Annotated in this window: 15 protein-coding genes; 11 read left to right on the forward strand and 4 right to left on the reverse strand. The window is 65.5% G+C overall.

Annotation, left to right across the window (positions count from 1 at the left end):
* The first annotated feature begins 11 nt into the window (after positions 1-11).
* The 3 genes from ACYVKQ_RS05095 to ACYVKQ_RS05105 all read left to right on the forward strand — a co-directional run bounded on the left by ACYVKQ_RS05095 (position 12) and on the right by ACYVKQ_RS05105 (position 5,885).
* Positions 12-2,492 carry a T9SS type A sorting domain-containing protein gene (locus ACYVKQ_RS05095; RefSeq protein ID WP_460576292.1) on the forward strand — a complete coding sequence of 827 codons (2,481 nt, stop codon included), beginning with the start codon at positions 12-14 and terminating at the stop codon, positions 2,490-2,492.
* A gap of 71 nt (positions 2,493-2,563) precedes the next feature.
* Positions 2,564-5,035 carry a two-component regulator propeller domain-containing protein gene (locus tag ACYVKQ_RS05100; RefSeq protein WP_460576294.1) on the forward strand — a complete coding sequence of 824 codons (2,472 nt, stop codon included), beginning with the start codon at positions 2,564-2,566 and terminating at the stop codon, positions 5,033-5,035.
* A gap of 214 nt (positions 5,036-5,249) precedes the next feature.
* Positions 5,250-5,885, forward strand: coding sequence for a 3'-5' exonuclease family protein (locus tag ACYVKQ_RS05105; RefSeq protein ID WP_460576296.1), 636 nt, complete (start codon positions 5,250-5,252; stop codon positions 5,883-5,885).
* A gap of 303 nt (positions 5,886-6,188) precedes the next feature.
* On the opposite strand, the gene ACYVKQ_RS05110 is transcribed toward ACYVKQ_RS05105, so the two are convergent.
* From ACYVKQ_RS05110 to ACYVKQ_RS05120, 3 genes are all read right to left on the reverse strand, one after another.
* The gene (locus tag ACYVKQ_RS05110; RefSeq protein WP_460576298.1) at positions 6,189-6,995 is read right to left on the reverse strand and encodes a TPM domain-containing protein; all 807 of its coding nucleotides are present in this window, start codon (positions 6,993-6,995) and stop codon (positions 6,189-6,191) included.
* Positions 6,992-7,447: a TPM domain-containing protein gene (locus tag ACYVKQ_RS05115; protein ID WP_460576300.1), complete on the reverse strand. Its 456-nt coding sequence runs from the start codon at positions 7,445-7,447 to the stop codon at positions 6,992-6,994. Before ACYVKQ_RS05115 ends, ACYVKQ_RS05110 begins: the two co-directional genes overlap by 4 nt.
* Positions 7,448-7,538: 91 nt before the next feature.
* Positions 7,539-8,120, reverse strand: a complete 582-nt coding sequence (locus ACYVKQ_RS05120; protein ID WP_460576302.1) for a LemA family protein — start codon at positions 8,118-8,120, stop codon at positions 7,539-7,541.
* 176 nt (positions 8,121-8,296) lie between these two features.
* Between ACYVKQ_RS05120 and ACYVKQ_RS05125 the strand changes: the two genes are divergently transcribed.
* Positions 8,297-9,310: a sugar phosphate nucleotidyltransferase gene (locus tag ACYVKQ_RS05125; protein ID WP_460576304.1), complete on the forward strand. Its 1,014-nt coding sequence runs from the start codon at positions 8,297-8,299 to the stop codon at positions 9,308-9,310.
* A gap of 172 nt (positions 9,311-9,482) precedes the next feature.
* Here ACYVKQ_RS05125 and ACYVKQ_RS05130 read toward each other — a convergent pair whose 3' ends face one another.
* The gene (locus ACYVKQ_RS05130; RefSeq protein WP_460576306.1) at positions 9,483-9,947 is read right to left on the reverse strand and encodes a hypothetical protein; all 465 of its coding nucleotides are present in this window, start codon (positions 9,945-9,947) and stop codon (positions 9,483-9,485) included.
* A gap of 263 nt (positions 9,948-10,210) precedes the next feature.
* Between ACYVKQ_RS05130 and ACYVKQ_RS05135 the strand changes: the two genes are divergently transcribed.
* The 7 genes from ACYVKQ_RS05135 to ACYVKQ_RS05165 all read left to right on the forward strand — a co-directional run.
* On the forward strand, positions 10,211-11,581 hold the full coding sequence (locus ACYVKQ_RS05135) for a hypothetical protein (RefSeq protein WP_460576308.1): 1,371 nt from the start codon (positions 10,211-10,213) through the stop codon (positions 11,579-11,581).
* A 107-nt stretch (positions 11,582-11,688) separates the two neighbouring features.
* A complete protein-coding gene (locus ACYVKQ_RS05140; RefSeq protein ID WP_460576310.1) occupies positions 11,689-12,081 on the forward strand; it encodes a hypothetical protein in 393 nt (130 codons plus the stop codon).
* 130 nt (positions 12,082-12,211) lie between these two features.
* Entirely contained in the window at positions 12,212-13,654 is a 1,443-nt protein-coding gene (locus tag ACYVKQ_RS05145; protein ID WP_460576312.1) for a hypothetical protein, read from the forward strand.
* A 21-nt stretch (positions 13,655-13,675) separates the two neighbouring features.
* On the forward strand, positions 13,676-14,002 hold the full coding sequence (locus ACYVKQ_RS05150; RefSeq protein WP_460576314.1) for a hypothetical protein: 327 nt from the start codon (positions 13,676-13,678) through the stop codon (positions 14,000-14,002).
* Between the two features lie 121 nt (positions 14,003-14,123).
* The gene (locus ACYVKQ_RS05155) at positions 14,124-17,591 is read left to right on the forward strand and encodes a hypothetical protein (RefSeq protein ID WP_460576316.1); all 3,468 of its coding nucleotides are present in this window, start codon (positions 14,124-14,126) and stop codon (positions 17,589-17,591) included.
* 111 nt (positions 17,592-17,702) lie between these two features.
* The gene (locus ACYVKQ_RS05160; protein WP_460576318.1) at positions 17,703-18,311 is read left to right on the forward strand and encodes a hypothetical protein; all 609 of its coding nucleotides are present in this window, start codon (positions 17,703-17,705) and stop codon (positions 18,309-18,311) included.
* 47 nt (positions 18,312-18,358) lie between these two features.
* On the forward strand, positions 18,359-19,314 hold a 956-nt coding region (locus ACYVKQ_RS05165), incomplete at its 3' end, for a hypothetical protein (RefSeq protein ID WP_460576321.1).

Raw genomic sequence — 19,314 nt, forward strand, 5'->3', positions numbered from 1 at the left:
TTGCTGCGATTGTGAAAAGAATAATTACCCTTCTGGCCGTGGCGCTGACGCTGACGGCCGCCGCCACGGCGCAGGTTATCGACCCCACGTTCCGGCCCGGCGACGTGACGCAGGCCGGCGGCGTGACGCAGGTGCTCCAGCAGCCCGACGGCGGGCGCGTGGTGGTGGGGCAGTTTACGCTGGCCGAAAACTCGCCGGTGGCCCAGGTTATCCGGTACCTGCCCGGCGGCGGGCTCGATTACGCATTCATGCAGCGGCTGGGCGGAGCTACGTTCGACGGCAACAACCCCTCCATCCGGCCGCTGCCCGGCGGCAAGCTCCTGCTCATCGGCAACGGCGACATTATCACGCCCACGCTGCGGCGCCGCAACCTGATGCGCCTGCTGGCCGACGGCACGCCCGATCCGAGCTTCGACGCGGGCGTGAGCACCGGCGGGTACCTGAACAAGACGCTGGTGCTGCCCGACGGCAAAATTCTGGTGGGCGGCTCGTTTACGGCCTTCAACGGCTCGGGCTTCGGCGGCCTGGTGCGGCTGCTGCCCGACGGGGCGCTGGACCCGTCGTTTCAGCCGGCGGCCGTCAGCAGTCCGTTCACGGCGAGCGTGTGGGCCCTGGCCGTACAGCCCGACGGCAAGCTCCTGGTGGGCGGCGACTTCGTGACGCCCGCCCGGGACCTGGTGCGCCTGCAGCCCAACGGGCAGCTGGACCCCACGTTTGCGGCCGCCGCCGGCACCGACAACTCCACCAGCGGCGGCACCGTGGTCCGGGCGCTGGCCGTGCAGCCCGACGGTAAGATTCTGGTGGGCGGCCGCGCAGTAAACGAGTTCGGCGGCCGGCGCGGTGGCCTGCTGCGCCTGACGGCTACCGGCGCGCCCGACCCCGGCTTTCAGCCGCCCGCCGGCCTGGAATGCTTCGGCAACACCGACAACGAGCGGCTGCACCTGCTGGCCGACGGCCGCATCGTGCTCAACGCGGGCAGCTACAGCGCCCGGCCGGTGCAACGCCTGCTCGCCAACGGCGCGCTGGATACGAGCTTCGGGCTGACCAACGCGGGCGTCGTGCCGGACTACGGCTCGGTGGAAACGCTGCAGCCCTTGCCCAACGGGCACTGGCTGGTGGGCGGCAACTTCTACCGCCTGGGCGGGCAGGCCGGCTCCCTATTTGAGCTGGACGCCGACGGCCATTTCCTGCGGAGCTTCCGCCCCCAGATCGGCACGCTGGGCTCCGTGGGGGCCCTGGCCCTGCAGCCCGACGGCAAAATCCTGGTGGGTGGCACCTTCAGCTGGCTCAACGGCTACCCCGCCGACAACCTGGGCCGGCTGCACGCCAACGGGGAGCCCGACACGCTGTTCAACCAGCGCTGCAACGTCGATGGCGCGGTGGGCACGGTGCGGGTGCTGGCCTCCGGCGAGCTGCTCATCGGCGGCTCTTTCCGCGCCGTGGGGCCCGTGGTGGCCGCCGGGCTGGCCCGCCTGGCCGCCAGCGGCTACCCCGATGCGCAGTTTGTGCCCTTCCCGACGCCGCCCCCCACCACCCGCTCGCCCACGGTCAACAGCGTGGTGCCCCTGGCCAACGGCGGCGTGCTGGTGGCGGGCGCCTTCTACGATGCCAGCGGCAACAGCCTGGCGCCGGTGGTGATGGTAAATGCCGGGGGCACGGTCAATACGGCCTGGAACGGCCAGGCCAATCCCGGCGATGCGCGGCAGCTGGCCGTGCAGCCCGATGGCAAAGTGCTCGTGGGCGGTTCGCAGCTCTACCGCCTGCAGGCCTCGGGCGGCCCCGACCCGAGCTTTCGGTACCCGGGCAGCGGCACCAACATCATTTACGGCCTGGCCCTGCAGCCCGGCGGCCAGGTGCTGGTGGCTGGGCAGCTGCTGATCGGCGGCGACAGCTACCACCTGGTGCGCCTGCTGCCCGACGGCTCGATGGACCCGACGTTTACGCCCCTGGTGCGCATGAACGGCGCGTTGGCGCCGAACCGCCTGTTTCAGCAGGCCGATGGCCATTTGCTGGTGAACGGCGCGCGGCCGGCCACGGGCGGGTCCTCCTACCTGTACCGCCTGCGGCCCGACGGCCTACCCGACATAGACGTGGCCGTGGCGCCCAGCAACGCGGGCACTTGGATCGGAGCGGTGCTGGAGCAGCCCAATGGGGCGCTGCTGCTCGGCGGCAGCTTTACCGAGCTCAACAACTATTCGAGCCTGAGCCTGCTGAGTTTGCGCGCCCCGACGGTGACGGCGGCCAAAGCCCCGGCCGCCGAGGCCCGCCTGCAAGCCTACCCTAACCCCGCCCACGACGTGCTCCGGGTGCGCCTGGCCCGCCAACCGCAGCGGCTGGTGCTGCTCGATGCGCTGGGCCGACCGGTGCGCACAGCTGCCACCACACGCCCGTCCGAGGCCACGGTGGACGTGCGCGGGTTGCCGCGCGGCCTGTACCTGCTGCGCGCCGACTACGCCGACGGGCCGGTAACGCGGCGGGTCCTGCTGGAGTAAGCGCGGCGCGGGCCGGTACGCCGCCGGCGTCTATATTCAAGCCACTGTAGTTTTCTCAATCTCCTCGGTCTATGACACACTGGTTACGCACTTCGGCCCGTTGCGGCCTGCTATTGCTCGCCCTGAGCCAGGCCCCCAGCCTCGCCGCCCAAAGCCTCGACCCCACCTTTCAGCTTAATGACCTGTGGGCGCCGGCCCCTGTCTCTCGCGTGGTGGCGCTGCCCAGCGGGCACCGCCTGGTGCTGGGCAGCTTCCGCCTAGTCAACCAGCAGCTCCTGGCCGGGCTGGCGCGCTTCGACGCCGGCGGCAACGTGGACCAGGCCTTCGCCCAGAACCTGAGCGGCTACAGCTGGAGCCCGCAAAACCTGCTGGTGCTGCGCAACGGCCAGCTGCTGGTGCAGGTGAGCGGCAGCTTCGTGGGGCAGGGGCTGACGCGCCGCGGGCTGGTGCGCCTGAACGCCGACGGCAGCGTGGACCCGACCTTCGACGCGGGCACCGGGCCCAATTCTTCCTTCGGGCGGCAGGCCCTGGCCGAGCAGCCAGATGGCAAAATCCTGGTGGGTGGCCGGTTCACAAGCTTTAGCGGCCGCACGGTAAGCCAGCTGGTGCGTCTGCTGCCCACCGGCGCCCTCGACAACTCCTTTACCGGCCCCACCTTCAGCGGCAACGCGGAGATACTGGACCTGGCCGTGCAGCCCGACGGCCGCCTGCTGGCCGCCGGGCGCTTCAACGCGGTTAACGGTACGAGCGCGGCGCTGGCGCTGGTGCGCCTGCAGGCCGACGGCGCCGTCGATGCCAGCTTCGTGCCCACGGGCCTAAACGGCAACTGGGTGTATAGCCTGGCCCTGCAGCCCGACGGCCGCGTGTGGGTCGGCTCGTTGGGCACGTTGCGGCGCCTGCTGTCCGATGGCTCTTCCGACCTGGCCAGCAGCACCATCACCGGTACGGCCACCCGCTTGCTGTTCACGGCCGGCGGGCAGCTGCTGGCGGCCGGGCAGTTTGGCGTGACCGGGGGCACAGCGGCCGTGCGCGTGCTGGCCTCGGGGCAGCTGGACGTGGGCTTCAGTGCCCCGGCTTTTCTGGGCGGAAGCGGTGCCGACGTGGCCGTGCAGCCCGACGGCCGCGTGCTCGTGGGCCTGAGCCAGCCGGTGTACCCCAACCCGGCCGATCTGCGCCAGCCCCGGCAGCTGGTCATGCTCGACGCCAACGGCGCCTACAACGCTGCCTTCGATCCGGAGCTGCTGAGCCCGGGGCAGGTGCAGGCCACGCTGCTGCAGCCCGACGGGCAGGTGCTGGTGGGCGGGCAGTTTACGCGCTGCAGCGGCCAGCCCGTGGGCAACCTGCTGCGCCTGACCACCGGCGGTAGCCTCGATACGGCCTTCGCGCGGCGGGCCGCCGTGAGCTTCGTGGTGGAGGCGGCCACCTGGCAAAGCGGAACCAATGCCGCGGTGGTGGGCGGCCGCAACCTCGTGACCCGCGCCGGGACTGCGGCGCCGCTGCGCCGGCTGCTGGCCACCGGCGCCCCCGATCCGGCGTTCGTGCCTTCGGCCCCCGCCCCCGCGTACATCAGCCGGCTGCAAGCGCTGCCGGGTGGGCAGCTGCTGGTATCGGGTTCGGCCAACGGTACGCAGGTCTGGCGCCTGCTGCCCGGCGGGGCCACCGATGCCTCGTTTCAGCCCTCGCTGCCCAACAACGAGGCGCTGTTCGATGCCTACCCGCTGCCCAACGGCCAGCTGTACGCCATTACCGGCGACTTCAGCGGCCTGACGCGGGTGCGCCGCCTTGGGACTTCGGGTATGCCCGACGTGTCTTTCGCGCCCGTGACCGTCGGCACCCCGGATGACTACCTCGATGCATTTGCGGCCGACCGGCAGGGCCGGCCGCTGCTGGCCGTGTATTCCTTCAATCCGACTACCGGCGCCTTGGACTACAGCCTGCGCCGCTACCCCACCAGCGGCGGCAGCCCCGATCCGGGCTTTGCTGGCGCCGCCGGCCTGCTGACGGGCAGCGACTGGGTGCGCAGCATTGTGGAGCAGCCCAACGGCCGCCTGCTGCTGGCCGGAAGCTTTCGGAACAGCGCTTCCAGCTTCTGGCCGCTGCACCGGCTGCTGCCCAGCGGCCAGCCCGACAACAGCTTTAACAGTAGTGCCCTGTCTGGCTCGGCAATGGACGTGCTGGTGCAGCCCGACGGCAAGCTGCTGCTGGGCGGTGGCGACCTGGGTGGCCCAGCCGCCCAGCCGCCGGGCGCCGGCGTGGTGCGGGTGGAGGTGGGCGGCGTGCTGAGCCAGCGCGCCCCGGCGGCCGTGGCGCTGGCCGTGTGGCCCCAGCCCGCCACCGACGCGCTGCACGTGCGCCTGCCGGCCGGGGCTGGCCCCCGGGCCGCCGAGCTGCTGGACGCGGCGGGGCGGCTGGTGCGCACCCTGCCGCTGGCGCCCGCCGAAACCAGCTTCCGCCTGGAAACCGCCGGGCTGGCCCCGGGCGTGTACCTGTTGCGCGTGAGCTGCCGCGCGGGCCTGGCTACGCGGCGCGTGGTGGTGAGGTAGCCCTCATGCCGGGGGGCGGCGCGCCGCCCCCCGGCCAGCAGCGAGGGGGCATAAGTCGGTGCTTTTGAGGCGCTGCGACTGTTTTCTGGAGTAGTAAACACGGTTATTGGCTGGCAAATTTTCCTGATTGGTAAACCTCTATACTAATTTGTGGAGCGCTGGCGTCTGCTCGGAGTTGCTAACGCCTGCCCGGGAATCCGCGTAGGGAGACCTGATGCGCTACGTTTCTCTCGACCTCGAAATGACCGGCAACCAGCCCGAGCGGCACCAGATCATCGAGCTGGCGGCCGTAGTGGAAGACACCAAACGACTGTTGCCGCTCGCGGAGCTGCCCACGTTTCGGCGGGCGGTGCGCCATGCCGAGTACATCGGCACGGCCGGAGCCCTGGCCCTGAACGCCCGCCTGCTGCAGGAGCTGGCCGACGCGCCTGCCGAACAAGCCGACGTGTGCACGGCGGAAGAGCTGCTGCCCCAGCTACGGGAGTGGCTGCTGGCGCAGGGCTTCCGCCCCGATAAGAAAGACCGCGTGGCCGTGACGCTGGCGGGCAAGAACATCGGCTCGTTCGACCTGCTGTTTCTGCGGCAGCTGCCGGGCTGGGGCAGTCTGGTGCGCGCCGAGCCCGCCCTGCTCGATCCGGCCGCCTTCTACCTGAACTGGCGCAAAGACTCACGCCTGCCCACCATGAGCATCTGCAAGGCCCGGGCGCGGTTTGACGATCAGACGGTGGCCCACGAGGCCGTCGCCGATGCCCAGGACGTGATTCGCCTGCTGCGGCCCTTCTACGCGCTGCCCGTGTACCAGCAGGTGCCCGCTGCCCCGACGCCGGACGACGCAGACGAATCGGAGTAGCAGCGCCGTTGTTCAGGCCGCTGCAGTGCGGCCCGCAAACGGCGCACATACCAGCCGAGTCCTGGTATCCGCTACCAAATTCGGCAGCTGCCTGCGGGCCATCTGAGCAACAGCGCCTATAAGCTGCGCGTGCGTCCCACATGGAAGGAAGCAGCATGCACCGCCGCTTAATCGTACTTCGTCAGTAAACACACGCAGCCTGACTAATAGCAGCAGGCCCTGCTACTCCGGCGCGGACGCTCGGGGTAGCAGGGCCTGCTGCTGAATGGCTGGTGCCAGTGGGCTGGGCGCCCGATGTGGAGGTTACCAGCTGCCGGAGGCCCCGCCGCCGCCGGATGAGCCGCCGCCGAAGCCGCCGAAGCCGCCTCCGCCGCCGCCACCGAAACCTCCGCCGCCGCCAAAGCCGCCGCCGCCGAAGCCGCCTCCCATGAAGATGGGCGGAAAGAAGCCGCCGCCAAAGCCGCGGTTGCGCCGGCCGCCCCCTCCGCCGCGGTTGCGGAAGATGAGAAAGAGCACCAGCAGCGCAATGATGACCCAGAACGTCCAGCCGCTGCCGCCGTCTTCCTGGTAATCGGCTGAAGCCCGGGGCTCGGCTTTGTACTCGCCGGCGGCCAGGGCGAAGAGGCGGTCCACGGCCCCATCGAGGCCTTCGTAGTACTGCTCGGCCTTGAAGGCGGGCACGATGACGTTGCTGATGATGCGCTTGGCCAGCGCATCGGGAATGGCGCCCTCCAGGCCGTAGCCGGTGTGAATATTGACCTTGTGCTCGTCGCGGGCCACCAAGATCAGCAGGCCGTTGTTCTTGCCGGCCTGGCCGATGCCCCAGGTTTCGAACAGGCGCTGGGCGTAGTTGGCTATTTCATCGCCGCCGAGGTTGGGCACCGTCACGATGGCCAGCTGCGAGGAAGTGCTGTCGTTATACGCCACCAGCTTCTGCTCCAGCGCCTGCTCCTGCGCGGGGGCCAGCAGGTCGGCCAGGTCGTTGACGAGGCGCGGCGGCACGGGGCGCGGCGGTACCTCCTGGGCCCGGGCGCTGCCGACCAGCAGCAGGCAGAAAACCAGCAGCCAGGCTAGCGGAAAACGTCGGGCGGGCAAAGGGCGGTAGCTCATGGGCGCGGCGGCTTGGGGGCGCCGTAAGAAATGGAGTCGTCCAGCTCGTTCTGGTCGGTGGGGCCGTGGTAGGGGAAGTAGCGCTGCAACTGTTCCCCGGCCTGCTGAATGCCTTGCTGCAGGCCCTGCACGTACTGCTGCCGGCGGAAGGCATCGAGCACCAATTCCTTGGTCCGCTCCCAGAAATCATCGGGCACGGCCGCGTTGATGCCCGCGTCGCCGATGACGGCAAACTGCCGGGTGGCCCAGGCGACGTAAAACAGCACGCCATTGCGCTGCGCGGTTTTGTGCATGCCCAGTTGGCTGAATACCTGCGCCGCGCGGTCCATGGGCTCGGGCGTGGGGCAGTCTTCTTCCAGGTGCACGCGGATTTCGCCCGAGGTAGCCAGCTCCGCCTGCCGGATGGCTTCGACCAGAGATTGTTCCTGCTGGGGCGTAAGGGGGGAAATCATAGACGTTTCGTTGTCTGTTGCGCGTGGTCAGTTGTCAGGTTATGGCAGCCGTAAGGACTGATAACCGACACCTGACCACGCGCAACTCAGATTACTCAAAGTTGACCGTCGGGGCTTTCTGGGCGCTGGCGTCGGCTTCGAAGTAGGGTTTCTGCTGAAAGCCGAACATGCCCGCGAAAAGGTTGTTCGGGAAGGAGCGCACGTACGTGTTGTACTCGTTGGTCGCGTCGTTAAACTTTTGCCGCTCCACGTTGATGCGGTTTTCCGTGCCTTCGATCTGCGCCTGCAGCTCCTGGAAGTTGGCGTTGGCCTTCAGATCGGGGTAGTTTTCCGATACGGCCAGCAGACGGCCCAGCCCGGCCGACACCTGGCTTTGCGCCTCCTGGAAGCGCTTGATGTTTTCGGGCGTGAGCTGGTCGGCGGAGAGCTGCACGCTGGTGGCCTTGGCGCGGGCCTCAATCACCTGCGTCAGCGTCGACTTCTCGAAGTTGGCCGCTCCCTTCACGGTATTAACTAGGTTCGGAATCAGGTCGGAGCGCCGCTGGTAGGAGTTCTGCACGTTGGCCCACTGGGCCTTCACCTTTTGGTCGAGCTCAACCATGGTGTTGTAACCGCACGACGACTGCGAGAGCAGCACTACCAAAGCGGCGAAGTAGAGGAGGAAGCGTTTCATGGTTTTGGAATAGGGGGGATGTGGAGAGAAGCTGGAGTATGGGAACAATAGCCCCGCCGCTGGTTAATACGGCCGAGGCTGCGCTGCAAAGTACGGATTCATAGCAGCGCGGTTATATAGCTCGCGCTCCGCCGCCGAATCCTTATTTTGCACCGCTCATTTTCTGCTGCTTGCCAATGAAAGCCATCATCCCCGTTGCGGGCATTGGGTCGCGCCTGCGGCCGCACACCCACACGCAGCCCAAGTCGCTGGTGCCGGTGGCGGGTACGCCCATCCTGGGCCACATCATCGACCGCCTCGTGGCCGCCGGCATCGAGGACTTCGTGTTCATCGTCGGCTACCTCGGCGAGAAGATTGAGCGGTACGTGCGCCGTTGCTACCCGCAGCTGCGCGCCGAGTTCGTGGTGCAGGAGCCGCGTGAAGGTATCGGCCACGCGCTGTGGCTGGCCCGTGAGAAGTTTCAGCACGAGAAGGAGCCCATCCTCATTCAGCTCGGCGACACCATCGTCGACGTGGACCTGCGTGAGATTATCCACCGCGAAGGCACGGTGCTGGCCGTGAAGGAGGTGAAGACGCCCTCGGCCTTCGGGGTGGTGGAAACCGGCGCCGGCGGCCGCGTGACCAAGGCCGTGGAAAAGCCGCGCATCCCGAAGTCGAACTATGCGCTGGTGGGCCTCTACCGCATCGACAACCCGGCCTGGCTGGCCTCGGCCCTAGAGCGCATCATCGAGGAAGACCGCCGCACCCAGCACGAGTTTTACCTCACCGACGCGCTCATGCTCATGATCGAGCAGGGCGCCGAGATGACGACCTGGGTGGTGGAAAGCTGGTTTGACTGCGGCCGCAAGGACACGCTGCTCGAAGCCAATGCCCGGTTGCTCAACCGCCCCGAGCACCTGCAGCCGACGGAGGAGTACGCGTTTCCGAACACGGTCATCATTCCGCCCGTCAGCATCGCCCGCGACTGCCACATTGCCAACAGCATCATCGGCCCGAACGTAGCCATCGGCGAGCGGACCATCATTCAGGACAGCATCCTGCGCAACAGCATCATCGGCGCGTACTCGGAGCTGCGCTCGGCCGTGATGCACGACTGCATCGTGGGCTCCGACGCCTCATTTCGGGGCCTGAACCACAGCCTGAACATCGGCGACAACACCGAAATCGATTACACGGTAACGGGCAGCTAAGGGGCTTGCGCGGCGCCTGGTTGTTCGGGAGCGGCGCAAGCCACCAACCCAGGCCAACCACCGGCTAAAGAAGAAGTCCCTCCCGCAGACGTTGTGTGCACGTCTGCAGGAGGGACTTCCCTGAGAATATGCCAAGTAGGGCGGCCGGGCTACTGACAGCCGCCGCTGTTGCTCAGAGTGAAATGGCGCCGGGCTCCACGTTTTCCTCCCACTCCTGCTGCAGCTCCTCGGCCGCGGCGCCCGAGCCGGTGAGCCATTCCAGCGCGGTGGTGGGGTCGGCAAAAAATTGCAGCATGCGCTGCAGGCTGTGGTGGCCCACGGGCAGCAGGCCTTCCAGCACCATTAGGTTGTAGGCATCGTCGGCCACCACGGCCAAGCGGCGCACATCGGTGCCGGCCAGCGAGGGAATCCAGCTTTTCTCCAGCCAAAGCTGGTCCTCCACGTTCAGCGGGGCCGCGCTGAGCTCCACCAGCCAGCTGGTGGCGCGGTGCTGTACGGCCAGGTCGAGCAACGACTCGTGCACACTCTGGAAAAGACTCAGGCCCGCAAAACGCTCCACGCCGTTCCACCGGTGGCGCAGCAAACCCCGGTTCCAGTCGTGCTGCACGCACACAAAATCACTGACGGTATAAATCATGCTAACGGTGGCTGGTGGTGGATGATGAGGTGTACGTAAGCAGCTAAGCAGTGGATTGGTAAATAAAAGGGTGTTTTATAACTATGGCGAGTAATTAGACCGGCGAATATGCGCTGAATGGCTACGGAACGTGAATAGTGAAGGGAAGTAAAAAAAGAGAAATAAAATTTTCCTGTGATTTCGGCGTTGAGGCGGCAACCTCATACGCCCCCTGGCAGTACGCTGCATTGCGCCGCCGCGTGGCGGTGCGTATGTTCGGATCGATGCGCATTCCCTTCTTCGTCCGCCACACCCTGCCGGCCGCTGCCTTGCTGCTGGCTGGCTGCTATTCCCGCTCCGATATGGAGACGGGCAGCCCCGCCGCGGGCACTTCCGCCGAGACGCCGGCTCAGCCGGCCCCCAAGCCCGACGCTTCTAAGCCTGCCACGCCCGCAGCATCCGCTAAAACCGCTGCCAGCAGCGAACAGGTTCGTTTTCCGCGGGTCAACGTCTTTTTGGAAGTATCCGGTTCCATGCAGGGCTTTATGCCCGCCGCCGGCGCCGACGCCCGTACCACCCGCTTTCAGCAGCAGGTGTCGGAGTGGCTCTCGGGCCTGGAGCGCGACGCCCGCGTGGAGCAGCGCCGTTATTTCCGCATTGCCGACCGTCCGCAGGCCGATTCTTACCGCGCCCTGAGCGAAACGGTGCGCCGCGGCATCAGCCAGCCCGCCAAGAGCACCAGCATTCCGGCCATTCTCGACACGGTGGCCAACCGCTACCTCGCCGACGGCTCGGTAAGCGTCCTCGTTTCCGACTTCATCTACTCGCCTGATAAGGCTGGCGACGTGCCCTACATCAACACCGACATTGCCGACGCGCTGGCCCGCAGCCGCCCGGACCTGGCCGTGTCGGTGTACGGCTTTACCTCCGATTTCCGGGGGACTTATTACCCGGCCATCAAGGGCCGCGTGAGCAAGGTGCCCAACTGCTGCTCCGAACCCATTCCGTACTATATGTGGGTGCTGGGCCCGGCCGAGTTGGTTGGGCAGTTCGATGCCACCCTGATGAAGGGCCTGGCGGGTGAGCAGGCGCACTTCGGCCTGCCCGCGCTGGAAGTGCCCAGCTCGGTGCTCAGCCGCTTCCGCCGCCAGGGCAGCTGGTTTGTGGCCGATGCCGGCCGGCAGGCCGGCGCCGGCGGGCACACCGTCGCCATAGAGGAGGCGTCGGCGCAGGAGCCCGCCGAGTTTGTGGTCGGCCTCGACCTCAACCAGCTGCCGGAGCTGTTTCAGGCGCCGGCGTACCTGCAGAAAAACCTGGCCCTGCGCGGCAACATGCCCGAGGCCAAAGTGGTGAAGGTGGAAGCCGCCACCGACGCGACCAAGCGCAGCGGCGGCCCCGAAGCGGCGTACTCCCACTTCGTGACGGTGCGCGTGACCAGCAAGCCGCGCAGCAAGCAGGACCTGACGCTGGCTTTGCCGGCGGCCCGGCCGGCCTGGGTAGAAAAATGGACGACCACCGACGACAGCCGGCCTGGACCTCAGACGTTTGCCCTCAGCCGCCAGCTCGACGGCCTGCAACGGCTGCTGGCTGGCCGGCAGGCTGGCACGAATGCTGCCGAGGTGCTGCGCGTCCCGCTTGCCGTACAACCCGATTAATTTCTTTAGCTATGAGGACGGCGCCGCACCAAGCCTAAGCCCGTCTGCTCACTGAGCAGCAGGTCTGCTGGCCGGCTCGCATCTTACCGCTTCACTTCCCCTTCTCCATGAAAGGCTTTTTTCGCGCCCTCTACGAAGTCATCGGCTCACCCCAGCCGCCTTCCGAAACCCCCGTCTACCGCGAGGTTATCTTCCCCAACATTGGCCTGCTGAACCTGGGCGTGACCCTGGCGCTGCTGGTGCTGTTCTACCTGGTTATCAACCGCTGGATGCGCGTGGCCACGTTCAGCCGCCCCAGCCACTGGTCGATTTTGCTGGTGGTCAATGCCATCATCGCCTTCATCATCGTTATAGCCCAGGTAAACGGGCAAAACGTGGTGTCGCACTCCTATATGTACTGGCTGGCGTTGCTGAATGCCATCTACGCGGCGCTGTTCTTCTTCCTCTTCTCGCTCATCTTCCGCAAGCTGTCCGTCAACGCCAGCACCACGCCGTTTTGATGATAGAGCTTAGGTACGAGAGCCAAGAACTTAGCTCTTGTTGTCTTTGCACGTCTCACTTGTAGAAAGACTTACTGCTGATTGACTGACCAGTCTAGGCCCTAAGTTCTTGCTTCTCAGTTCTGATTTCATGGCTAAACTCTTTCTTTTCGGCATCGGCGGCACCGGCTCCCGGGTGGTCCGCTCCCTCACGATGCTGCTGGCCGCGGGCGTAGACCTGCCCAACTGCCAGCAGGTGGTGCCCATCATCATCGACCCGGACGCGCAGAACGCGGACATGAACCGCACCGTGCAGCTGCTGCAAACCTACCAGCAGATTCACCGGCGCCTCGGGCCGCGCGAGGAGGGCTTCTTCAAAACCGATATCAGCACGCTCTCGTCCATCAGCCAGGACGTGAACGGCTCGGTGAAGGACACCTTCGTGTTCGACTTCGGCGGCATCAATCGCTCCTTCCGCGACTACCTGGGCTACAATAACTTGCCGGTGGAGTCGAAGGCGCTGGTGGAGGCGCTGTTCACCCAGGATAACCTGGAAAGCCCGCTAACCATCGGCTTCCGCGGCTCGCCCAATGTGGGCTCGGTGGTGCTGAACCGCATCGTGGAGTCGCCGGAAATGCGGTTTTTCGCCGACAACTTCCAGCAGGACGACCGGGTGTTCTTCATCAGCAGCATCTTCGGCGGCACCGGCGCCTCGGGCTTCCCGCTGCTGCTCAAGAACCTCAAGGACCCCAACACCCGCCTCTCGAACGCCCGCTACCTGCGCGACGCCTTGACCGGGGCCGTGACGGTGATGCCCTACTTCGCCCTGCAGAGCGAGGACAACCAGGTCATCGACTCCAACAACTTCCTGACGAAAACCAAGGCCGCCCTCGGCTACTACGAAAACCACCTGCAGGGCCTCGACGCGCTCTACTATCTGGCCGACACGCCCGACACGCCCTACGACAACCAGCCGGGCGGCACCGGGCAGCGCAACAAGGCCCACATCATCGAGCTGCTGGCCGCGCTGAGCATCGTGGACTTCATGAGCTACTCGGCCGGCGACATCCGCTCGAACAACGGCCCGCTCTTCCACGAATTCGGCCTGGAGACGGACACGCCCGATGTACAGTTTCAGCACCTGCCCACCGAGACCAAGGAGCAGGTGGCCCAGCACCTCACGCAGCTGCTGTACTTCTCGCGCTACCACAAGCAGCACATGGGCGCCGACGAAGCGCCCTACGCCAAGAACCTCAACCTGCAGTACGCGCAGAAAAACGAGCCCATCTTCCGGCAGCTGGAGCAGTTCCTGCACAGCCCCGATTTCGGCGTGGATGCCTGGCTGCAGGAGCTGGCCCAGAACCGCCGCTCCTTCCGCCCCTTCGACCTGAACACCGACGACTTCAACCTGATGATTCAGGGCAAGCCGATTGAAACGGGCTTCTTCAGCAAAGGCATCAGCCGCAACTACCTGCTCGACGCGCTGAACACCCGCGAAAAGAAGGTGCAGGACGCCGATAATTTCCGCAAGCTCATCACCCTGATGTACGACGTGACGGATGAGGCGTTCCGGGATAAGGTGAAGGTGGTGTAAGGCCCGCCAACCCAGCACGTCATGCTGAGCTTGTCCAAGCATCTCTACCGCTTCATGGCTCCGTTCAAGTCAATACGCTATTTAGAGCAAAGGCCTATGCCCTTTATTGCGTTGGTTAACGGGAATCCAGGTAAAGATTTCCAGGAATTACGGCTGGTGAAATTGTACATGGATTTGTTTGGGACTGGCTTGAAAGAAGCTCGGGAGCAAATCGAATTCATGCTGTACAAAGAGGGTGGCTATCTGATTCCTGTTGCCGAAGCGGACATCAGTAAAGCGGCTCACTTCGTCTATCAATCCCGCGAGTATGGCATTATTTGTCAACTGCGTTCGACCAGCTCAGACTGATGCTCCTCGGTCCTGACGCCCGCCGATAATCGTTCAACGATTGTCAACCACCCCGCCCTTCGGGCACCCCTCCTCATCTGAGGAGGGGAGTTCGTTCTTCTAAACCGACTTCCTCCTTCGCATGCCCAAAGTCCTTCGCCTGCACAACAGCGGCTCGCAGCAAATCCAGGGCTGGCAACAGACCGGTCCGCTCACGAGCACCGAAATCAACACCATCACCGACCCCACGGGCGGCCGCACGCGCAACCTGGCGGTGTCCATCCCGACGCCCTTCGCGCGGATGCACCTCTTCGAAACCGCGTTTGACTTCGTGGCCCGGGAAGGCTCGCGCAACCCCAATTCGGTGTACCACGAGCTGGTGTCGCACTACTGGGACTTGCTGGAGCTGCTTTACAACCACCACCTGTACTCCCAGGCCGGCCGCCGCATCACGCTGCGCCGCTGGAACGCCGAGGCCGAGTTGGGCCGCATGCAGCAGGACCCCAACACCCGCCTGTTGGGCGAAACGCTGCGCCTGTTCTGGCAGGACGAGCGGTTCCGCGAGACGCCCGACCTGTACCTGGTGTTTTACGAGTCGCCGGGCCTGCAGGGCGGGCCGCGCCTGCTGGGCGGCACCTCGCCGCTGACCCTGCTGTTCACCGCCCCGGCCGTGCCGGTGCTCGACGTGGAGCGCCCCCGCGCCGGGGGCCGCTACTTCGACCAGCAGTACGTGGCCTTGGAGCAGCGCGACCCGCAGTTCCAGGACTTCGTGTACGAGCTGTTCCTGACCTTCCCGCGCCTGCAGGACCGCAACTTCGCCCACCGCGTCTTTGCCGTGCTCGACCGCAACCGCATCAGCCAGATGCAGCTGACCGGCGACCGGAACGCGCAGCAGTTCAGCACCCGCTACCCCGGCCTGGCCGACGCGCAGGGCAACCCGGCCTACGTGCGCAACATCCCGTTGCCCGGCCGTGCCGACCAAACGGCCGTCGTGTCGTCGGACCTGTTCATCCAGCCCACCCGCGACCTGGCGCCCGGCGTGGTGAAGCCGCTGGTGCTGCGGCCCAACCTGGCCATGGGCGGCGTGAACTACCTGAACGGCCAGCCCTGGGACGACCGCACCGTGGTGCCCTACGTGGACGAGCAGCCCATGAGCAGCCGCGTGCTGCCGGGCAAGGGCTTCAAGTACCCCTACCTGACCGTAGGCGACCTGCTGGCTGATTCGCTGGTGGAGCTGCCCTACGAGCTGAACGGTGAGCGGTACCACACTGGCCGCGTGACCTTCCAGTACGGGGCTGATTCGCAGGGCCGGGCGCGCTTCCCGTACCTGCTGCCGCTGCAGCCGGCCTTCTTCGAGTACTTCACCGAGCACGACTTGGCCGAGCTGCTACACTTCACCATCGACCTGAACCACGTGCGTGTGAGCCTGCGGGTGCCGGTGCAGCAGGGACGCTTCATCACGCTGGAGCGCAGCTACTACACCAATCCGCAGAACCCCAAGGACGAGTTGGGCCGCGAAATCCCGGAGAAGGGCCGCATCGTGCGGGCCAACGTCGGGCTGGGCGTGTTCCCGTTCTACAAGTTCCGCCAGCAGCCCGAGTACAACGACCTGTACAAGGTGATGCTGGTGGATGCCGACAACGGCCCGGCGCAGTTGCAGAAGCAGTACGCGGTAGAGTTTTTCGTGGGCGGGGAGCGGATAACGGACCAGGGCGCCGCCCGCCGCGCCACCCGCTACGAGCGGACACGCAAGAGCATCAGCACCGCCGGCAGCACCTACTACGAAGTCACCGGCACGCACTTCGACGTGGCCGAGCTGGTGTGCCCGGCCGGCCCCGGTCTGCCGCCGGCCCGCGGCCTGATGGTGCCGCGCTGGAAGGAGCTGGACCGCGGCACCCGCCGCTTCACCTTCGCCGTCGACTTCGGCACCACCAACACCCACATTGCCTACTCCGACGGCCCGAGCAGCCACCCGCGCCCGCTCAGCATCGGCGAGCTGGACCAGCAGGTTATCTGGCTGCACGCCCCGCTGCCCGACCTGGGCCTGTCGCCCTACCAGCGCTACCGCCAGGGCGCCCAGCAGTTGTGGGCCCAGATTGCCGAGCTGCAAAACCGTGAGTTCGTGCCCTCCTTCGTGGGCGAGGGCGGGGCGGCCTACGCCTTCCCGGTGCGCACGGCGGTGTGCGAGACGAGCACCTTCCCCAACGAGCCGGCGCGGGTGCTGGGCAACATCAACATCGGCTTCAGCATCAACACCGAAAACACCGCCGAGCTGCCCCAGAACCGCTTCGTGACCAACCTGAAGTGGTCGGCCGAGCTGGACCCCAGCGGCGTGACGCGCATCGAGGCCTTCTTCCGCGAGGTGATGCTGCTGCTCAAGCACAAGACGGCCCTGAACGGCGGCATCATGGAAGACACCCGCGTGGTGTGGTTTGCCCCGCTGAGCTTCGACGCCTTCCTGCGCAACCAGTTCAAGGACAAGTGGGACCAGGCCTTCCAGCAGGTGTTCCGCACCCGCCGCGAGACGCTCACGCTGACCGAATCGGTGGCGCCGTACTACTACCTCACGGCCACGAATCAGGTGGTGCCGAGCCGGGATGAGAACGTGGTCAACATTGATATCGGCGGCGGCACCACCGACCTGCTGGTATTTGCCGACTCGCGCCCGGCTTACAGCTCTTCGTTCCGCTTTGCCGGCAACGACCTGTGGGGCGACGGCTACGCCCGCGTGCAGGGCGCGCCCAAGCAGAACGGCCTGCTACGCCTCGGCGTGGGCCACGTGGAAAGCCTGCCCGACTCGGAGCAAAACCAGGAGTTCAAGGGCTACCTGCGCGCCGCGCTGAGCAACAACGACTTCGGCTCAGCCGACGTGACTTCGCTGCTCTTCCTCTACGACGACGCGCTGCGCTTCTCGCAGAGTCTGGCGCTGGGCAAGGGCCGGCAGCTGCGGGTGCTGTTTTACCTGCACTACACCAGCATCATCTACCACGTGGGCCAGCTCACCCAGCACCTGGGCCTGAAGCTGCCGCGCTACCTGTGCTTCTCGGGCAAGGGCAGCCTGTACCTGCGTCTGCTCGCGGGTGGCAGCAGCATGGGCGCCATCGAGCGGATTTCTAAAGCTGTGCTCAAAGCCGTAACGGGCGTGGAGCCGCCGCAGAATTTCCGCGTCATCCTGGCCGATAACCCCAAAGAGGCCACTACCAACGGCGGCGTGCTGTTCGAGGAAAGCCAGTCGGCCCCGGATGTGGACAGCATCAAGAACATCCGCCTGCTTGGCTCGGAAACCAGCCCCGAAATCGGTGGCCTGCGCCTGAAAGCCCGCGGCGTGGACGCCGACATGCGTCAGCAGGTGCTCGACAACATGCGCAAGTTCCTGGAGCTGGTCTTGGTCAACGACGACGTGGCCCCGCTCATGCGCGAAGTCGGGGTGGACATCGACCGAGCCCGCGTGCTGGACTTTATGACCCGCGAGGTGGAGGACAGCCTGAACCTGGGCCTGCACCAGCTGGAGCGCACCCTGGGCTCGGAGGAAACACTGCCCGAAACGCTGTTCTTCCTGCCACTGAAGCAGTCCTTGTTCAACCTCGGCCGGGATTTGCTACAAGGCTAAAGAACGAAGCTCCCCTCCTCAGATGAGGAGGGGACGCTTTGGCGCCAGCCAAAGCCGGGGTGGTTGACGGGCGTCCGCGCTGATAGAATGAAAGCATTAACCTAAAGCAGAATGAAGTTTAAGACTGTTGCTTTCTTGTGGTTGCTTACGTTCGTTCAGCCCACACTGCTGCTGGCAGATTCGTGGGCGCCCCCAACAACGCATGACTACTACAGTGCGGACAGTAGCCATTTTGTTCGAGTGGTTCCCTTGCTGGTTCCTGACAAATATTATCAATGGCGCGGGGCAAAACTGAAGCGTAAAAAGCAGTTCAGCCCACAGGATACGACGGTTGTACCCTGCCACGCTATGTTATACCGGCGCACTGTAAATGGGCCGCAATTGCTGTGGCAACAAAACCTGATTAACCGCATAGCGCCGGTAAGTGCATTGGTGTCGAACGATGGCCGCTACGTGGTTACGTTCGACAACTGGTCATCGATGGGCTATGGTGTTGATGTAATGGTGGTTTACAACACCCAAGGAAACATGCTCAAACGCTACAATCTGGAGCAACTTTCGCCTTTCCCAATCAACCAGTACATGCGAAGCATATCGTCTATGTGGTGGCGTTGTGATGCGAGTTTTGTGTCATCTGACCGGGTTACTATTTGCTTCCAGACGCAAGACAAGCAAACACAAAACCGCATTTACTCTCTGGCTAAACTTGATTTTGAGTAGGCTCATTGATTACCTGACACCTGACCGGCTTTCATTTCATTGACTTCATGAGGATTTCCCCCCGCCTCACCGCCCTGCTGACGGGCCTGCTGCTTTCCGCTACTGCCGTAACCCAGGCCCAAACCACGCCCGGCCAGGCTACGCTGGAAGAGAAAAAGGTGCAAATCTGGTGCGCCACGGTCCGTTACGTGTACAACGACAACGGCCGCGCCAACCTCAACAACACCCTGCGCTGCGACGGCACGCTTAAAGCCTTCGAGAACAGCATCCGGGCCGACAGCCAGCGGGTGTACTCGCTGGTGTATCAGCCGCTGGAAGGCAAAGGCGTGATGTACAAGGGCCTGGGCAATGACCAGTCGCGGCTGCAGCGGCTGGCCAAGGAAATCGTGACCCGGCTCGGGGGCTCGCCCCAGCGGCGCAAAGACCCCGCCCGCATGGAGCAGCTCAGTCGCCTGCAAGCAGCCCTAACGGCCTACGTGGAGCAGGGCACGCCCATTCCCGGCGACATCGGGCAGGTAAATGCCGTGGCGGGGGCCGCTACGTTCGACAGCACGGCGGCCGAAGTGCCGGAGTCGCTGGTAGCGGGTGCGGACGACGACAGCGCGGAGCTTAGCACGGCGTCGGTGGCCCCGGCCGCGTCGGCGGATAGCCCGATGACGCGCCTGTTCGGCCCCATCGCCCTGATCCTGTCCTTGCTGAGCCTGGTGCTCTGGTGGCTGGAGCGGCGGGTGCTGCGCAACCACATCAGCGAGCTGCGCGACCGGTCGTCGCGGCACCGCTCCGAGCTGGAGTCCATTAAGTCCGGCGACTTCGCGGCTACGACCACCGGCAATGAGCAGAACATCGAGCTGTCCTTCACCCAGCGCAAGCAGATTGAGGACCTGGTGAACCGCCTGGTGCAGCAGCGGCTGGCCGAAGAAAAGCTCCACGGCCGCGCGGCCGCCGCGCCCGAGCCCGCCATGCCGGCCGTAGCGCCAGCCGACGCCGGCCGCGCCCAGCCGCG

The organism is Hymenobacter coalescens, from assembly GCF_054783195.1.

What these genes read in the sequence shown, in the direction of transcription:
- ACYVKQ_RS05100 (WP_460576294.1), top strand. Translation starts at nt 2,564, where the DNA reads ATGACACACTGGTTACGCACTTCGGCCCGTTGCGGCCTGCTATTGCTC.
- ACYVKQ_RS05105 (WP_460576296.1), top strand. Translation starts at nt 5,250, where the DNA reads ATGCGCTACGTTTCTCTCGACCTCGAAATGACCGGCAACCAGCCCGAG.
- ACYVKQ_RS05110 (WP_460576298.1), bottom strand. Translation starts at nt 6,995, where the DNA reads ATGAGCTACCGCCCTTTGCCCGCCCGACGTTTTCCGCTAGCCTGGCTG.
- ACYVKQ_RS05115 (WP_460576300.1), bottom strand. Translation starts at nt 7,447, where the DNA reads ATGATTTCCCCCCTTACGCCCCAGCAGGAACAATCTCTGGTCGAAGCC.
- ACYVKQ_RS05120 (WP_460576302.1), bottom strand. Translation starts at nt 8,120, where the DNA reads ATGAAACGCTTCCTCCTCTACTTCGCCGCTTTGGTAGTGCTGCTCTCG.
- ACYVKQ_RS05125 (WP_460576304.1), top strand. Translation starts at nt 8,297, where the DNA reads ATGAAAGCCATCATCCCCGTTGCGGGCATTGGGTCGCGCCTGCGGCCG.
- ACYVKQ_RS05130 (WP_460576306.1), bottom strand. Translation starts at nt 9,947, where the DNA reads ATGATTTATACCGTCAGTGATTTTGTGTGCGTGCAGCACGACTGGAAC.
- ACYVKQ_RS05135 (WP_460576308.1), top strand. Translation starts at nt 10,211, where the DNA reads ATGCGCATTCCCTTCTTCGTCCGCCACACCCTGCCGGCCGCTGCCTTG.
- ACYVKQ_RS05140 (WP_460576310.1), top strand. Translation starts at nt 11,689, where the DNA reads ATGAAAGGCTTTTTTCGCGCCCTCTACGAAGTCATCGGCTCACCCCAG.
- ACYVKQ_RS05145 (WP_460576312.1), top strand. Translation starts at nt 12,212, where the DNA reads ATGGCTAAACTCTTTCTTTTCGGCATCGGCGGCACCGGCTCCCGGGTG.
- ACYVKQ_RS05150 (WP_460576314.1), top strand. Translation starts at nt 13,676, where the DNA reads ATGCTGAGCTTGTCCAAGCATCTCTACCGCTTCATGGCTCCGTTCAAG.
- ACYVKQ_RS05155 (WP_460576316.1), top strand. Translation starts at nt 14,124, where the DNA reads ATGCCCAAAGTCCTTCGCCTGCACAACAGCGGCTCGCAGCAAATCCAG.
- ACYVKQ_RS05160 (WP_460576318.1), top strand. Translation starts at nt 17,703, where the DNA reads ATGAAGTTTAAGACTGTTGCTTTCTTGTGGTTGCTTACGTTCGTTCAG.